Source organism: Flavobacteriales bacterium (assembly GCA_016699575.1).
Taxonomy (GTDB): Bacteria; Bacteroidota; Bacteroidia; order Flavobacteriales_F; family PHOS-HE28; genus PHOS-HE28.
Window position 1 is genome coordinate 1,076,475 of sequence record CP064979.1, and the last position, 15,394, is coordinate 1,091,868.

The window sequence follows — 15,394 nt, forward strand, 5'->3', positions numbered from 1 at the left end:
CGCCTATCTTGGCCGAATGCCCGACCACCACTCGGCGTGTCCTCTGTGCAACGCCGGCCACTTCGAACGATCGCAACTGTACGCTGCCCACCACCTCGTGCAGTGCAGGGCCTGCGGCTTCTGGTTCAGTCATCGAGTACCTACCGACGCGGAGCTCTTGGCTTTCTACGGCAACTACACCATGATCCGGGACCTGTCACCGGTGACCCGAATACGGTACGTTGAACTGTTGGACCGGTTCGAAGCGTATCGGTCCACCGGTGTGTTGTGCGACGTCGGCGCTGGTGGTGGGCTGTTCCTCGACCAGGCCAAAGCGGCCGGTTGGCAATGCCGCGGAACGGAGTTCGATCAGGCCATTGTGGAAGAATGCCGTGCGCGCGGGATCGATATGCATTGCGGGCCGCTCCTTGATCATACTTGGCCAAAGGGGTCCGTTGACGTGGTGGTGTCCATCGAAGTGATCGAGCACCTGCGATGGCCCCAGCAGGACCTGCGTGCCATGGTGGACCTGTTGCGTCCTGGCGGAGCACTGTACCTGACCACGCCCAATTTCAATTCCATCAGCAAATGGCTGAACCGCGGGACTTGGAACGTGGTCAACTACCCCGAGCACATTTCGTTCTTCACTCCGGCCACCCTGCACCGGGCGTTGGCGGGGTTGGGGCTGCGCCGGGTGTCCCTCCGCACCACGGGGCTGAGCATTACCCGGTTGAAAAGGTCGCACGGCGGCACGGGCCAAGCCGCCAGCGGCCTCAGCAGTGATGAACAACTGCGGCGGACCATAGAAGGCAAGCCGTGGTTGCGCGTTGCGAAGAAGGCCGCGGACGGACTGCTCGATCTGACCGGAACTGGCGATTCCCTGAAAGCGCTCTACGTGAAACCGGTTCAGTGATGGTAGGGGCTGCCTTTTAGGATGGCAAGTCCCCTGTAGAGTTGCTCCGCGAAGAGCACACGGACGAGTTGATGCGGAAACGTCATCGTTGACACCGCGAGCACGAGATCGGCCCTGGACCGCACTTCGTCGGTCAATCCGTACGCACCACCAATGATGAACGCTATGCGGTGCCTGCCTGCATCGCGCCACCTGCCCAAGTGCGACGCGAAGGCAGGCGACGAAAGCAGCTTGCCGCGTTCGTCCAATGCCACCACAACCTCACCCGGTTGCAACTCGGCCAGTATACGCTCTCCTTCCCACCGGCTCTTGAACGCGGCATCGCCCTTACCGGCCTCCGGCAGGTGCACCATGCTGAACTGCACCGAATGAGCAATGCGCCGGGCATAGTGCGCCAGTCCGTCCGCCACGAAGCCGCGCTCGGTTCTGCCTACCATGACCAAGCGGATCTGCATGCTCTTGCGTGTTGACAACTTCGGCCCTGCACCACCCACCGGGTGGCCCGGTCTTTGCCGAACTTGGCGCCAAACCTACCGCGCGATGCTCCGCAACGTGCTTTGTACGATCCTCATCACCCTTTTTCCGCTGGTCTCCTTCGGGCAGGCCACGGTGAAAGACCAAGTGGTGCAAGCCCTCAAGACCGGCAACAGCAAGCTGCTCGCACAGCACTTCATCGCCAACATCGACCTCACTACGCCCAGTGGCAGCGAGATCTACAGCAAGACCCAGGCGGAGCAGATCCTGCGGAAGTTCTTCGACGAGCAGCAACCCGTGGACATGGTGATCGAGCACAGCGGCGAAAGCAAGCAAGGGGACAAGTACCACATCGGCATCTTGCGCACGGCCAAAGGCTACTTCCGTGTGACGTTCTTCCTGAAGAAGACCGGCGAGGTGCTACAGGTGAAGCAATTGCGCATCGAAACCGGGAATGACGGCTTCTGACGTGCTGCCACCGGGGACCGAAGAGCTCGTGGAGCGCGCACTGGCCGAGGACATCGGCGAGGGTGACCACACTTCGCTGGGCACCATTCCTGCTTCGGCCCGTGGTAGCGCACGCCTTCTGGTGAAAGGATCCGGCGTGCTTGCCGGGGTTGAACTCGCCCAACACATCATCGGGCACGTGGATTCGGACCTGCACATGCGCACCCTCATTACCGACGGGGCCCTGGTCACACCCGGCGATGTGGCCTTCACATTGAGCGGACCGGCACGGAGCATTGTGATAGCCGAACGCACAGTGCTCAATTTCATGCAGCGCATGAGCGGCATCGCCACCCTCACACGCAAGTTCGTGGAGGCCGTGGAGGGCACCGGCTGCAATGTCCTCGATACCCGCAAGACCACACCCGGCCTCAGGCACATCGAGAAGTGGGCCGTGCGGTTGGGCGGCGGCATGAACCACCGCACCGGTCTGTACGACATGGTGATGATCAAGGACAACCACGTCGATATGGCGGGAGGGATCGCACAGGCCATTGCGAGCGTCAAGGAATACATGGCACAGCGTTCCTTGGCCTTGCCCATCGAAGTGGAAACGCGCAACCTGAAGGAGGTGCAGCAGGTGATCGATGCCGGCGGTGTGCAGCGCATCATGCTCGACAACTACGACTTCCCCACGTTGCGGGCAGCCGTGCAGCTGATCGCCAAGCGGTACGAAACGGAAGCCAGCGGCGGTATCACCCTTGCCAACGCACGCCAGTACGCCGAATGCGGGGTGGACTTCATTTCCGTGGGTGCCCTCACGCACTCCGTCCCCAGCCTCGACCTCAGCCTGAAAGCCATGTGACGATGTGGCCCAAACTGCGGCGACGATTGCTCTATTCGCGGGCCAACCGGCGCGTGATCGACTGGTCACAGCGCCGCATCCTCTGGGGCTTCGACGGGTTCAGCCTCTACTCGGTGAGCAAGTTCTTCTTCGCCGCGTTGAGCGAAGGTCACTTGATCACGCGAGCAAGCGCGATCAGTTTCAAGCTGTTCCTGGCCTTCTTCCCGGCGCTGATCATGCTGCTCACGCTGATCCCGTTCATCCCGGTCGAGAACTTCCAGGAGAAGTTGATGCTCACCTTCATGGACCTTCTGCCGTGGGAAGTGTACACCTTCATCGAAGCGCAGCTCACCGACCTTGTGGTGAAGAAGCACGCCACGTTGCTGTCCATCAGTTTCCTCTCCGGGCTGTATTTCGCGAGCAACAGCATGGACGCCATCCTGGCGGGCTTCAGCGGGAGCAGCAACCTCAGCACATGGCACAGCCCCATGAAACAGCGCATCCTCAGTTTGGTGCTGTTGTTGTTGTTCGTGCTCTTGATGGTGGTGGCCATGGCCGTGCTCACGCTCAGCTCCGGTGGGATCCAGTGGTTGAACGCCAAGGGCATTGTCACGGGGTGGTTGCAGACCGGGGCTTTGGTCGTGGTGAAATGGGCCCTTCCCTTGCTGCTGCTGCTCTCGGGCATCGCCATGCTGTACAGCGCCGGTGACCCTACGCGCACGCGTTTCCGCTTGATCAGCCCGGGATCGGTGCTGGCCACATTGCTGGTGATCGTGGTCGCGAAAGTGCTCGCGTTGGTCTTCGGGAAGTTCACGGACTACAACGCGCTGTACGGGTCCATCGGCGCGATCCTGGCCGTGCAGCTGTGGATCTACCTCAACATGATCGCGCTGCTGGTCGGCTTCGAGCTGAACACGAGCATTGCCAAGGCACGGCGTGAGCGAACGGACAAGTTGCGCGTGGTGCCTGAACGCAGCACACCACCTGAACAGCAAAGGCCGACCGACTAGAGATCGATGCGGCGCACCAGGGTACGGTTGATCAGGAACGCCAATTGAGGCACGGTTTCGTTCTGCACGATGATCCTTGGTACGAGCATGCCCGGTGCCGAACTCCGCACGCGGTCCGGGTTCGATGAATGCACGGTACATCCACCGGGACCCATGAGCCTGCCGATGATGCTTCTGTCATAGTGCTCCTTCTTGCCGAAAGGGATCGCGAAATGCCGGGGCGGGCGGCCCGTGATGTCCTCGATGAGCACTCGGGTGGCCGTGATCTCCTCCGTCAGTGTGGCCTCGTCAGATCGCGAAAGCACGGTGTGCGACCAACCATGGTCTTCGATCGGCACGCCTCGCCGGTGCAATGCAAGCAGTTCGTCGCTGTTCAGGAAAACACGTTCCGTGTTCCGCGGGTGCGGGCGCATCGCCCAGCGTTGGCCGAACCGCCCCGAGGCCATGATGAGCGCGATCGCATCCGTGGCCATGGCCGGGTCGCACTCGGCGGCCATGACCGTCTCCCGCACGAAGGCCGTGCCACCGGAGTGCAGCACCAGATCGGTCACCCAATTCCGGTCGTGCAGCACCGCATCGCCATTGACGAACACCGTGAACGGCATGCGATGGTGCTCCAGGACCGGCAGTGCATCGGAGAGCACGCTGCGGAAACCGTCGTCGAAGGTGATGGCCGCCGAAGCCCGACCGGTCGGGCCGCTTCCCGCCAGCAGATCGTCGAGGGGCAGTATCCGGAAACGCGCGGCCAGGTATGCCAGTTGGGAGGCGAAGCGGGCGGGCGTGGTGGAATAGCGCGAAGAGTGGTGCCTCGCTCCGTCGGGGCTTACATCATGGAAACAGAACACATACCGGCCACGATCGAACCACTCCCACGGATGGCGCCAGGACAAACACTCCTCGTAGATGTTCCTTACCACGCCACCAAGTAACGAGGTGCCTGCCGATGCCGCGATATATTCGGTGCCGACCCCTGATGCGCCCGAGCTACCTCCTTCCGGTTATCCTCGCTTGTTGGTCATCCTTCGCTTGCGCGCAGCGCTTCGACCCGTTGCGGCCGCCCAACACCTTCCGCAACGCCGACAATCCACACTACTGGCGGAACCGGCCGCCCTTCGAGGGGTATTGGCAGCAGGATGTGCACTACACCATTGAGGCGCGCATGGACGATTCGCGCAACGTGTTGAACGCCACCGAACGGCTGGTGTACTTCAACAACAGCCCGGATACGCTGCACTTCGTGTTCTTCCACCTGTACCAAGAGGCCTACAACAAGGGCAGCTATGCGTTCCAGCAACGGCAGGCTGAAGGCTGGGACCTGCGCGGCGCCGACAGGTTGCCCTATGCAGGCACACGAGTGCACGAGTGGAAGAGCAATGGCACCGACCTGAAGACCGAGCAGGACAACACCGTGGTGAAGGTGTGGTTGAACGAGCCGCTACCTCCCGGTGGCAAGGTGGCGTTCGACATCCGCTTCAGCACGTTCTGGGCTTTCGGTGTGCCGCGCAGGATGAAGCTCGTGGATGCATGGGGGCACAAGCATTTCGACGGCACGCACTGGTACCCGCGCATTGCCGTGCACGACCGCGCAATGGGATGGGACACGCAACAGCACTTGGGCAATGAACTGTACGGCGACTTCGGCTGCTTCGACGTATCGCTCGACTTCCCTGCGGACTATGTGATCGAAGCCACGGGCTGGCTGCAGAACCCCGAGCAGGTGTTGCCTGATGATCTCCGGCGGAAACTCGACATCGGCAACTTCAAGGACAAGGAATGGGACAGTGCACCAAGCGAGATCACACCGCACGATACCCTGGTGCGGAAGGTGTGGCGCTACCACGCCGAGAACGTGCACGACTTTGCCTTCACGGCCGACCCGACCTACCGGATCGGAGAGGCGCAATGGAACGGGGTGCGCTGCGTGGCTTTGGCCCAAGAACCCCATTGCAGCGGCTGGCAGAATGCTGCTGAGTACACGGCCAAGGTCATCAAAGCGCACAGCGAGTGGTTCGGCATGTACGGCTACCCTAAAATGGTGGTCGCCGATGCGCAGGACGGCATGGAATACCCGATGCTGACGCTCGACGGCGGTAGCGACCCGGATTATCGGGGCCTCTTCGTTCATGAGATCGGCCACAACTGGTTCTACGGCATGATCGGGAACAATGAGACGTACAGGGCCATGCTCGATGAGGGCTTCACGCAGTTCCTCACGGGATGGGGGTTGAGCGTGATCGACGGAGACACCCTGGTGGCCGACACGCCGAAGACCGCCTACGAGCGCCGTTGGACGAAGCCGGAGATCGCCCACGAGAGCGAAGTGTACAGCGGCTACATGCGCGATGCCGTGCGCAATGGAGTGCCGCCCATCGATACGCACAGCGACGAGTACCAGTATTACGAGGACCAGCACATGGGCGGCGGCGGGCACAACTACTTCAAGACCGCCACCATGCTCTACAACCTGAAGTACGTGCTCGGCGACAGTCTATTCTGGCACGGTATGCGGCACTATTTCAACCAATGGAAATTCTGCCACCCCTACCCGGAGGACATGCGCAACAGCTTCACACAAGCCACGCACGTCGATCTAACCTGGTTCTTCGATGCATGGATCGGCACGGACAAGACCATCGACCATGCCGTTCGCGGCGTGCAACACAACCGGCGCAAGGGCAAACAACGGATCGTGCTGGAACGCAAGGGCATGCAAATGCCCATTGATCTCCAAGTGCTAGCGCGCGATGGGAAGACGTACGACTTCCACATACCGAACACATGGCACACGAAGGCCACCACGGCCACTGTGCTACCACGCTGGATCGGCTGGGACAAACTGCAAGAGCGCTACGTGGCGCACGTGGACATACCGAGCGGGATAGCCGATGTGCGCATCGACACCAGCGGGATGATGGCCGACCGCAACATGCTGAACAATGCCCTGCGCAAGCCGATCGACATCGGCTTCGACCACCACATCCGCAATCGTACGGACCGCCACAACTATGAAGGCTTCGTGCGGCCCGACGCCTGGTTCAACGGTTACGACGGCGTGAAGGTGGGCGCGCACTTCAACGGCTCTTACATGCGGCACAAGCACCGCATCCACGCCAGCGCATGGATCAACACAGGCTTCGGGCAAGCGCTCCCGGACGGTGGCGTGGACACGCGGCACGACGCGTTGAGCTTCAACGTGCGCTATGACAATGCGACCGACTTCGTGCTGCGCGGCAGCGGCTACCACTTGAGAGCGCGTGTGCTGGACGGGCTCCAATTGTACGGCGGTGGGTTGCGCTGGAACCTGCCCGGCCGGGCGACCACGGTTTCACTCGATGCCAAGTACATGCTGCGCGCCGACAGCAGCGATCTCACCTACCTGCAATACCCCGATCAGTGGGAACCGAACGCTTGGAACGGTATTGCCACCGCGCAACTATGGGACCGGTTCACGCACCGCGGTGGTGACCTGACGGTGCTGTTGCGTGCGCGCAGCAGCGCCATCGGCTCGGCGAGTTACTTCGGTTCCATCAGCGCCACTGCCGTGGAGGTCAAACAACTCGGTCCATTGCAGCTCCGCCTCCGCGTTCACGGGCAGTACGGCGAAGGGGATGTGCCACGTGAGAGCGCGTTGTATCTGGCCGGTGCATCGCCCGAAGAGATGATGGAGGACAAGTACGTGCGCAGCATCGGCTTCGTGCCGTACGACTGGCTGGGCTACGGTGCTGGAACGAACCACTTCCAGCACGGCGGCGGGTTGAACCTGCGCGGTTATGCCGGCTACCTGGCACCGGAGCGGCTGGGTGAGGCGCCGTCCATCGTGTACAGCTACTTCGGCAACAGCGGCTACGCGCTCAACGGCGAATTGGACATCGACGGCCTGTTCCCATTGCGGCCTTCGTTCACGCGACGCTGGCTGCACATCGACGCCTATCTCTTCGGCGACATCGGGAGCATCACCTACCTCAACACAAGCAACAACCAAGTGCTCGCTGATCCACGCGCCGATGCAGGTGCAGGTGTTTGCCTCAGCATCAAACGCTGGTGGCGCTTCACCGACCTGAAACCGCTCACGCTCCGCTTCGACATGCCACTCTTCCTCAGCGCCGTTCCTGCCGCGGAAGAGGACCACTTCGGCTTCCGTTACGTTGTGGGCATAGGCCGCACCTTCTGAACCAATGACCATGCGCGCAACCTTCCTGACCTTCCTGCTCTGCATTTCTTCCGCGTTGCTCGGACAAGTCACCGGCCGCTGGGTGACCATTGACGACGAAACAGGCAAGAAGCGCAGCGTGGTGGAGATCACCGAGCGCGATGGCAAGCTCTACGGCACTGTGGTGAAGCTGTTCCGCGAACCGAACGAGGAGCAGGACCCGGTATGCAAGGAATGCGACAAGAAGGACGACCGCTACAACAAGAAGGTGATCGGCATGGAGATCATACGAGGTCTCGTGCGGGATGGAGAAGAATGGAGCGACGGCACCATCCTGGACCCGAAGAACGGGAGTGTATACGACTGCAAGATCTGGCTGGAGGATGGAAAGCTCCAATTGCGGGGCTACGTGGCCTTTTTCTTCAGGACGCAGACGTGGGTGAGGGAATAGCATGGCCGCACTGAAGCCTGTCCTACTGTATCTGTACCCGAAGAACTCCACGTTCATCGCGCGCGACGTGCGGGAGCTCGGGGCGCAGTTCGATGTCCGCACCCACGAACTTCTCCGGGGGCCGAAATGGCTGCTACCATGGCGCCTGTTGTTGCAGTTCGCATGGCTCTTGCGCAATGGAGCGATGCGAACACCCTGCATCTGCCACTTCAGCGGTTACCATGCCGTTCTGCCGTCGCTGCTCGCCAAGCGCTGTTCCATCATCCTGGCCGGGGCGGATTGCACTTCGATACCAGCGATCGGATATGGGAATTTCAACAGAACGCTCCTCGGTTGGGCCACTGGTTTTGCAGCACGCCACGCCTACCGCCTGTTACCCATCAGTGAACACCTGATCGAAAGCGTGCAGACCTACGACCCGTCATCACCGGCCCGGCAAGGGATCGCAACGCACGTCCCCGGTCTTACAACGCCACATACCGAGGTGCCCTACGGCTTCGACCCAACGCATTGGCCGGAGGCATCTCCCTCTCCGCGCCTCGAGCGGTGTGTAGTGAGCATAACGGGACCGGCCGCACCCGGGAATGCCGTGCACCAGCTGAAGGGTGTGGACCTGCTTCTGGCCGCAGCACGGGAAATGCCTGAATGGACGTTCATCATCATCGGCGTACGCGACCCGGCAGCCTATGGTGGCGCGCCGGCCAACGTGGAATTCGTCGCGTGGTCCACTCCGGATGAACTGAGGAAGCGCCTGTCCTCCGCGCGGTACTACGCGCAGCTCTCCATGAGCGAGGGGTTCGGCAACGCATTGTGCGAAGCGATGCTGTGCGGGTGCATTCCGATCGTGAGCAACGTGGGTGCCATGCCGCGCATCTGTGGAACCGTCGGCGGTGTGGTCATGAAGAGGGATGCAGGAAGTGTGATAGCTGCGCTGCAAGGGCTCGATGCGCTTTCGTTGGAACAGCGGACGGAAAGGTCCAAGGCTGCACGGCAACGCATCATCACCGGATATCCACTTGAAGCACGCACCCGGCAACTGGTGGAAGTGGTTTTGGGCAACTAGGCGCGACCTGTCCAGCGGCGCGCGAATCGGACCCCGCGATCGGTGATGTCGGGCGCAAGGCGCGCCCAATGGACCAAAGGCCAGAACACAACCGTAGCGATCGTGGTGATGAGCACCATATCGATCAAGGCAGAACCCGTGGAAGGCAGCATGTGCAATGGCGTCCCGACCCCCACGATGAGGACCGGCACCAGCAACGTTCGCCATGTGAACGGCCACAGGTCGAACTTCTTCTTCAAGTACGCAACGCGGATGATGAGCACTACGGCCAGCGAAACGAAGGAACTCCACGCCGCCCCTTCGATGCCCCATCGGCGGATGAAGAACCAGTTGAGCACCACGTTGAGCACGAGCAGCAAGGCGCTGGTGATGCTGTCCACGCGGTAGTGGCGGCTCATAGTAATTATCCCTGCGTTCAGCCCGACGGCCATGTTCATGAGACTGGTGGCCGAGATCACCAAGGCCGCGCCATATCCCGCCATGAACTCCGGCCTTAATAACGTGAACAGACCGGACAAGTCGACCCAAATGACCAGAAACAAGAACCCTCCTACCGTGAATTGCGCGGCAGCGGATCGCACATAGATGACCTGGATGGCATCGTGATCCTTTTTCTTCCATGCATCGGCGAGGATGGGGATCGCGAGTTGGGAAAGTGCACGCATCGGGGCCGAGACCACCGCTCCGAAATTGAACGCCACCGCGTAATAGCCAACGTATCGGAGTGCCTCGGCCCCAAGCAGCGCGCCGATCATCATTTGATCCAAACTGCCCAATACCACGCTTGCAACGCTCGCCGCCACGGTCCAGAAACTGAACACGACCATGCTCCGCTTCAACCTGGATGGAAGACGGATATCACGAAGCGGCACCAATCGCTCACCACTCCGCCAGAGATCGAATGCGAGAAAACCGGTACACAGTAAAAAGGTCAACGCGAACAACAACATGAAGGCCGTGAACGGCAGCCCAACAACGATGTGGACACAGATCAGGGCCGTTTGGAGTACCCGAAGGAGGAACTCGCGCAGGAACATCGGTACAACAGTCCGACGAAGCGACCGGCTGTAGCTCCTCATTGCAAGAAAGAAAACCTCTGCCACGAGCAGAGGCATGGCGAACAACCCTTGCTCCTTGTACAGACCGTTCCGATCACTGAACACCTCCGTGAACCAAGGATGCAAGAGACCGATGCACAACATTGCTACACAAGCACCCAGGGAGGCAACCAACAAAATGACCGAAAGCAGGCCCTTGTTCCGTGAAGACGGATCCCTGAAGTACGGGAAGTAGCGGACAATCGTATTGTCGAGGCCGAATTGCGCCATAGCCCCTCCAATAGTGGCCACGCTCACCAAAAGCCGTGTCAACCCGAACTCATCATCAGGAAGGAACCTCGGGTACAAGACGGCCACATTGACGAAGCCCAAGACCAGTCCGGCATAGGTAAGTCCCGTGTTCAACACGGTCTGCCGGGCCAGTTGAGCTGAAGCCTTCACCCTTTAGAAGGTATCAAGGTCTACTCTGGAGAACACAATACCGCCAACAGGTGCCCTTGTGTTCAAGGCTAAATAGCCGATGGGCAGGCTCTTGACCGGATCAGCCACAGCCCTGAGCAAGCCTGATCGTGGATGATTCCCTGAGAGAGTTACAACGACCTGCCGGGCAAGGAACCGACGGCCCAAACGCCGAAGATCCCGACCCAGTTCCGCAATGCTGTAGTCCTCGGGGAAATCCAATTCGCCGACATACACGTGCACTCTTGCATGAACAAAGGCTTTCAATCGACCTATCCGGGCCCACTGACCACCGTTCAAGGTCTTGTACGAATAGAAGTATTGGTCGCGCACCTGATGGGGAGCACCCTCTGGTAGGTTCCGAACCTCCTGAAGTGGAACCACCTCTCGCAGCGACTTCGCGTAGAGTTCATAGGCGTGACGCAACCATCTTGCCTTGCTCGCAATTTCACAAAAAGGAGGTGCTCCTGTTCGGAAGCGGTAGTCGTACAAGTAATCGTCAAATGTCCATCCGAGCTTATCCCTGAATCCCGGCAATGAGTTCTCGTTCGGGAAACCGAAAACGAAATCCACCTGTTCCCTTTGTGCCAGTTCATAGGTGGCTCTGGCCAACCGTACGAAAAGACCTTTGCGCTGATGGTCCGGGGCAGTCATCGTGTCTCCGCTTTGAGCAACTGTACGGACAACGCCTTGGTACTGCACTTTGGTCGCGAAGACCCCATAGTACGCAGCAGCAGATCCATCCGCGCTCAACGCCAAATAACCCAGGTCTCTTGCACCGAAGCTGGAAGTGTCGTACTTGTTCTTGATCTCAGAAAGTGAAAGGCGAACACCAAAACACCGGGCGTAGAGCTCCACCAGCTTGGGGTAGTGCTTTTCGGAGAGACGGACAGTTGTATACTGATCTTCCATGAGCGCTGCTCACAACATGCCGGTCACGGCGAACGCACGGTTCAAATGGAGCATTGCTGATGCCGTAGTGGTCGTACAGGAAACGCCGAACCGTGCCTGTATCCTTTGGTCGGTGGGATCGTCGACCCCTGAAAACGTAACGGCCAGCTGACGTTTGAACCCAAGCGACATTGCCAGGTCCTTGACCACTTGCGAATAGCTCCCGTCCGGAAAGGCGATGCTTTGCACTGGTCGATCCAACAAGGCCTCCAACACTTCCTTGGATCGTTTCATATCCGCCAATGCATCCGCGGGAGAAATAAGCCCCAGGTTATAGTGGCCGTACGCATGCGAACCTATCTCGACGTACCGGGATTCGCTCAACCTTTTCAGTTCACCGGGGTCCATTAACTTCCATATCTCAGAAGGCACGTGCTCCAACTCCCGCGACAAGGAGAATCGTGCATCCAATTCCGCGAGCGCTTCATCCCTTCCAGCAGCCGACATTCTTTTCAAGTCGTCCGAGAGCGAAGTCCCGGTTCGTATGTTCTTGGTCCCGGCATACTGCTCGCTACCTAGGCGGAATTGCCCAACATCCATGCGACCGAGCACGGCGATAAGATCAGGCCATGCTACCCTAGGCTCTCCGTCCACCGCACAGGTACCGAGGACGAAGAAGGTAACGGGGACCCGGTACTTCTCGATGATCGGCAGCGCGACCTCAAGATTGTTCAGGTAGCCGTCGTCGAAAGACAATGAAATGGTCGGCCTATTCAACCTCTCCTTCCCCTTTCGCTGCCTGAACATCTCCTCACTGGAGATCACATCGAACCGTTGCGTCAAATAAGATAGCTGCTTGTCGAACTCAACCTTCGTTAGGTGCCTCGGTGAGAACCAGGTCGAATCCGAAGACACAACGCCATGGTACATGACGTTCAAGGCTGAACGGCCGGAAAGGATCCTTAACAGGCGCCCTCCTCCAGCAGTCAAGACGGTCGGGGCAACGACATGGCGAAAAAGTCGGCGCAGCATCAAAGCACAACTAGCGATACCACAATGGTACGCCACTAACCTATCTGCGCCGGTGCCGCATCAATGCGGAAGTATGCTCATTCGACTGAACAAGCTCTCACCTGACCGAAGGCGCACCAGCACTCCGTAGATTCCTGGGGCTACGTCGGGCACGGGGAAAAAATCGCCGACTCGATGTGGTGTTGATCGCACCATCTGACCCGAATGCGACACAACATCGACACTCACTACCGTCTGCGGTGGAACGCTCAACCCGAAAGTAAAGACCACTTCCCCGCCTGCCATGCAAGGATTGGGAAACACCTGGAACAGCGAATTGTCGGCCAACACCTCATCCGTACTCTCAACTGAGCCCTTAATAAGCTCCCACCAGTCGTTGTAGTCATTCCCATCGGCAAGAGTGTAGCCAAGCCCCCCAAAGGACCTGCCATTAATGGCCATGGTAGCCCCAACCCACCCCGACTCCCCGGGATAATCAGGAATCGCAGCCCAAGAGTTATTCGAAGGCCAATAGCGGAAGCCGTCATAGATGTTCTGACCAGCACCGCTTTTCCCTGCAACGATCGCCCCCTCAGAGGAGTAACTGAACGCCATGGCATATGTACGTGTTGAACCCGGTAATGGAGCGCGTAGCGTCCAGCTATCACTCAAAGCATCATACTCATAGATGTCTCCAGTATGTTGTTGGTTGGACATAAGCCCTCCAAACACAAAAGCATGACCCATGGCAGTGATGGTGGACGTGCCATATCGGGCAAGCCCGGGTAAAGCCGATTTGGACACCCATGTATTGGAGACGGGGTCGTATGCATACATGTCGCTGACGTACGGTCCCAGTGCGCTCCCGGAATTCCCGCTCCCCACGTAACCATGCCCACCTAATGCAAAGTGGTGCGTTCCATAGCGCGGCACTCCGGGAAAGTCTGCCTTGCTGCTCCATGTATCCGAGATAGGGTCGTACTCCCACAGGTCATCCCTATGCTGACCACCCAGAATGCCACATGCCACATATCCCTTCCCATTTATCGCAAATCCAGCAGCGTACCGGCGTGGGATCGGAATTGGGGCTTTCGGCACCCATGCATCCAGAATAGGGTCATACATCCATGTGTTCGTTACATCCGTTCCATTCGTCATCCCAGCCACAACGTATCCATGTCCATCAATGACGAAGGAGGTTGGTCCCCACAAACCCGATGTAGGGAGATCTGCTCGCTGCTCCCAGTAGTACTGGGCTAGCACAGGAGCCATTGCACCGAAGAGCGCCATCAACAGTGAGCCGATCCTGAGCATGATTATGGGTTTTGCTGGGCAAACTAATCACCCCAGCACCTCCCCCATCATTCTCGCCCCGTCCACTCGCGAGGCGGCCTGACCGGTCACGGGGCCGCGCTGATCGAACAAGGCCCGCACCGCTGCTAGGTCAATCGATCCGCTCTGGCGATCGACCAGCAGGTGCGGTGGCGCAAGCACGCGGGCAATGTCACCGTCATTGGGCCCCACGCCAAGGATCGGCCGCCCTACGCTCAGGTACTCGAACACCTTGCTCGTGAGCACACCCTTGGCATTGGCGGTATCGTTCACGCTGAGCAGCAGCACGCGCGCACGCTGCATGGCTCGCATGGCCTCGGCGTGATCCACGCTGCCCGTGCGCTCAACCATCCCACTGAGGCCTTGCTTCTCCAGTGAGGCCAGCACGCCATGGTCCACGGCACCGATGAAGCGGATGCGCAACTTCGATGCGAACACTGCATCACTGGCGCAAAGCTCCTTCAGCGCCTGCCACACCTGCGGCACATCGCGCGTGGCGGTCATACTACCCACGTGCACCAAGCTGAACTCATCATCGACCGGTTCGGGAGGACTGGGCACATCGGCCGGGTCATATCCGTTGGTGATGACATGCGTGCTCCGTGAACCAAGGGCACGTAGCTCTTCGGCCATCGTCCAACCGACGGCCACGTTTGCATCGGCCGTCCGCACAACTTCCCGTTCCAGCCGGTGGTGCTTGCGATCAGCCCATCCCGTCAACTTCAACTGATCGTAGAAGTCGATGTTGGTCCATGGGTCGCGCCAGTCGGCCACCCATCGCAACGAAGGGAACTTCTTCTTCAACCCGAGCGCGATGAGGTGCATGCTGTGCGGAGGTCCGGTGCTGACGATAGCGTCCACGGGGTGTTCTTCCAAATAGCTCATCAAGAACTTGACCGACGCTCCCACCCACCATACGCGTGCGTCAGGGATGAAGGCGTTGCCCCGGATCCACACGGCCAGGTCTTCGCGCCAGCTCTTCTTCTTCTCTTCCTTGAGGAAACCCAGATGGACCTTGTCATCGGCATTTCGGCCTGTGAGGCGTTTGTAGAAGGTGTATGGCTCGGTGATCGGCCGCTTCACGACTTCCACAAGCGACGGCACCTCCTTCCCCAAGGTGGGATCGGCCGTGATGATCTCGGGGTTGCTGGGCGTGTACACCACAGGCTGCCAGCCGAACTGCGGCAGGTACTTGGCCATCTTCAGCCATCGCTGCACACCTGCACCCCCGTTCGGCGGCCAGTAGTAGGTGATGATGAGGACGCGCTTCATATTGAAACCTCACGCAGAGCCGCGGAGTTCGCGGAGAGAT

General features: G+C 59.6%; 14 protein-coding genes. 7 read left to right on the plus strand and 7 right to left on the minus strand.

Annotated elements, in window-relative coordinates; translation table 11 throughout:
- Positions 1-16: 16 nt before the first annotated feature.
- A complete protein-coding gene (locus IPJ76_04415) occupies positions 17-892 on the plus strand; it encodes a class I SAM-dependent methyltransferase (protein ID QQR87476.1) in 876 nt (291 codons plus the stop codon).
- Here IPJ76_04415 and IPJ76_04420 read toward each other — a convergent pair.
- Complete coding sequence (locus IPJ76_04420) at positions 886-1,347, minus strand: 23S rRNA (pseudouridine(1915)-N(3))-methyltransferase RlmH (GenBank protein QQR87477.1); 462 nt, start codon at positions 1,345-1,347, stop codon at positions 886-888. The two genes, IPJ76_04415 and IPJ76_04420, sit on opposite strands and share 7 nt — an antisense overlap.
- An 85-nt stretch (positions 1,348-1,432) precedes the next feature.
- Here IPJ76_04420 and IPJ76_04425 point away from each other — a divergent pair, with 85 nt between their 5' ends.
- From IPJ76_04425 to IPJ76_04435, 3 genes are read left to right on the plus strand one after another with little or no spacing between them, the layout of a single operon-like run.
- A complete protein-coding gene (locus IPJ76_04425) occupies positions 1,433-1,834 on the plus strand; it encodes a DUF4783 domain-containing protein (GenBank protein QQR87478.1) in 402 nt (133 codons plus the stop codon).
- Complete coding sequence (nadC, locus tag IPJ76_04430) at positions 1,821-2,678, plus strand: carboxylating nicotinate-nucleotide diphosphorylase (GenBank protein QQR87479.1); 858 nt, start codon at positions 1,821-1,823, stop codon at positions 2,676-2,678. The genes IPJ76_04425 and nadC overlap by 14 nt, the downstream gene beginning before the upstream one ends.
- 2 nt (positions 2,679-2,680) lie before the next feature.
- Entirely contained in the window at positions 2,681-3,667 is a 987-nt protein-coding gene (locus tag IPJ76_04435) for a YihY/virulence factor BrkB family protein (GenBank protein ID QQR87480.1), read from the plus strand.
- Here IPJ76_04435 and IPJ76_04440 read toward each other — a convergent pair.
- Positions 3,664-4,584, minus strand: a complete 921-nt coding sequence (locus tag IPJ76_04440; protein QQR87481.1) for a polysaccharide deacetylase family protein — start codon at positions 4,582-4,584, stop codon at positions 3,664-3,666. The two genes, IPJ76_04435 and IPJ76_04440, sit on opposite strands and share 4 nt — an antisense overlap.
- Positions 4,585-4,640: 56 nt before the next feature.
- Between IPJ76_04440 and IPJ76_04445 the strand changes: the two genes are divergently transcribed.
- The 3 genes from IPJ76_04445 to IPJ76_04455 are packed head-to-tail and all read left to right on the plus strand — an operon-like array spanning position 4,641 to position 9,331.
- Positions 4,641-7,838 carry a M1 family peptidase gene (locus IPJ76_04445; protein QQR87482.1) on the plus strand — a complete coding sequence of 1,066 codons (3,198 nt, stop codon included), beginning with the start codon at positions 4,641-4,643 and terminating at the stop codon, positions 7,836-7,838.
- Positions 7,839-7,842: 4 nt separating this feature from the next.
- Positions 7,843-8,268 carry a DUF2147 domain-containing protein gene (locus IPJ76_04450; GenBank protein ID QQR87483.1) on the plus strand — a complete coding sequence of 142 codons (426 nt, stop codon included), beginning with the start codon at positions 7,843-7,845 and terminating at the stop codon, positions 8,266-8,268.
- A gap of 1 nt (position 8,269) precedes the next feature.
- Entirely contained in the window at positions 8,270-9,331 is a 1,062-nt protein-coding gene (locus IPJ76_04455; GenBank protein QQR87484.1) for a glycosyltransferase family 4 protein, read from the plus strand.
- Here the strand turns inward: IPJ76_04455 and IPJ76_04460 are convergent.
- The 5 genes from IPJ76_04460 to IPJ76_04480 form a co-directional block, all read right to left on the minus strand.
- Positions 9,328-10,830 (minus strand): polysaccharide biosynthesis protein, encoded by a 1,503-nt coding sequence (locus IPJ76_04460; GenBank protein QQR87485.1) that lies wholly within the window; start codon positions 10,828-10,830, stop codon positions 9,328-9,330. The genes IPJ76_04455 and IPJ76_04460 overlap by 4 nt on opposite strands.
- A 3-nt stretch (positions 10,831-10,833) precedes the next feature.
- A complete protein-coding gene (locus IPJ76_04465; protein ID QQR87486.1) occupies positions 10,834-11,760 on the minus strand; it encodes a GNAT family N-acetyltransferase in 927 nt (308 codons plus the stop codon).
- Between the two features lie 9 nt (positions 11,761-11,769).
- Entirely contained in the window at positions 11,770-12,678 is a 909-nt protein-coding gene (locus tag IPJ76_04470; GenBank protein QQR87487.1) for a polysaccharide deacetylase family protein, read from the minus strand.
- A gap of 153 nt (positions 12,679-12,831) precedes the next feature.
- Positions 12,832-14,064 (minus strand): hypothetical protein, encoded by a 1,233-nt coding sequence (locus IPJ76_04475; GenBank protein ID QQR87488.1) that lies wholly within the window; start codon positions 14,062-14,064, stop codon positions 12,832-12,834.
- Positions 14,065-14,091: 27 nt separating this feature from the next.
- A complete protein-coding gene (locus IPJ76_04480; protein QQR87489.1) occupies positions 14,092-15,354 on the minus strand; it encodes a glycosyl transferase family 1 in 1,263 nt (420 codons plus the stop codon).
- Positions 15,355-15,394 lie beyond the last annotated feature (40 nt).

Bases quoted from the DNA above. Each gene is read 5' to 3' on its own strand.
- nadC (QQR87479.1), top strand. From the start codon at position 1,821: ATGACGGCTTCTGACGTGCTGCCACCGGGGACCGAAGAGCTCGTGGAG.
- IPJ76_04465 (QQR87486.1), bottom strand. From the start codon at position 11,760: ATGGAAGATCAGTATACAACTGTCCGTCTCTCCGAAAAGCACTACCCC.
- IPJ76_04480 (QQR87489.1), bottom strand. From the start codon at position 15,354: ATGAAGCGCGTCCTCATCATCACCTACTACTGGCCGCCGAACGGGGGT.
- IPJ76_04455 (QQR87484.1), top strand. From the start codon at position 8,270: ATGGCCGCACTGAAGCCTGTCCTACTGTATCTGTACCCGAAGAACTCC.
- IPJ76_04420 (QQR87477.1), bottom strand. From the start codon at position 1,347: ATGCAGATCCGCTTGGTCATGGTAGGCAGAACCGAGCGCGGCTTCGTG.
- IPJ76_04445 (QQR87482.1), top strand. From the start codon at position 4,641: ATGCGCCCGAGCTACCTCCTTCCGGTTATCCTCGCTTGTTGGTCATCC.
- IPJ76_04425 (QQR87478.1), top strand. From the start codon at position 1,433: ATGCTCCGCAACGTGCTTTGTACGATCCTCATCACCCTTTTTCCGCTG.
- IPJ76_04450 (QQR87483.1), top strand. From the start codon at position 7,843: ATGACCATGCGCGCAACCTTCCTGACCTTCCTGCTCTGCATTTCTTCC.
- IPJ76_04435 (QQR87480.1), top strand. From the start codon at position 2,681: ATGTGGCCCAAACTGCGGCGACGATTGCTCTATTCGCGGGCCAACCGG.
- IPJ76_04415 (QQR87476.1), top strand. From the start codon at position 17: ATGCCCGACCACCACTCGGCGTGTCCTCTGTGCAACGCCGGCCACTTC.
- IPJ76_04475 (QQR87488.1), bottom strand. From the start codon at position 14,064: ATGCTCAGGATCGGCTCACTGTTGATGGCGCTCTTCGGTGCAATGGCT.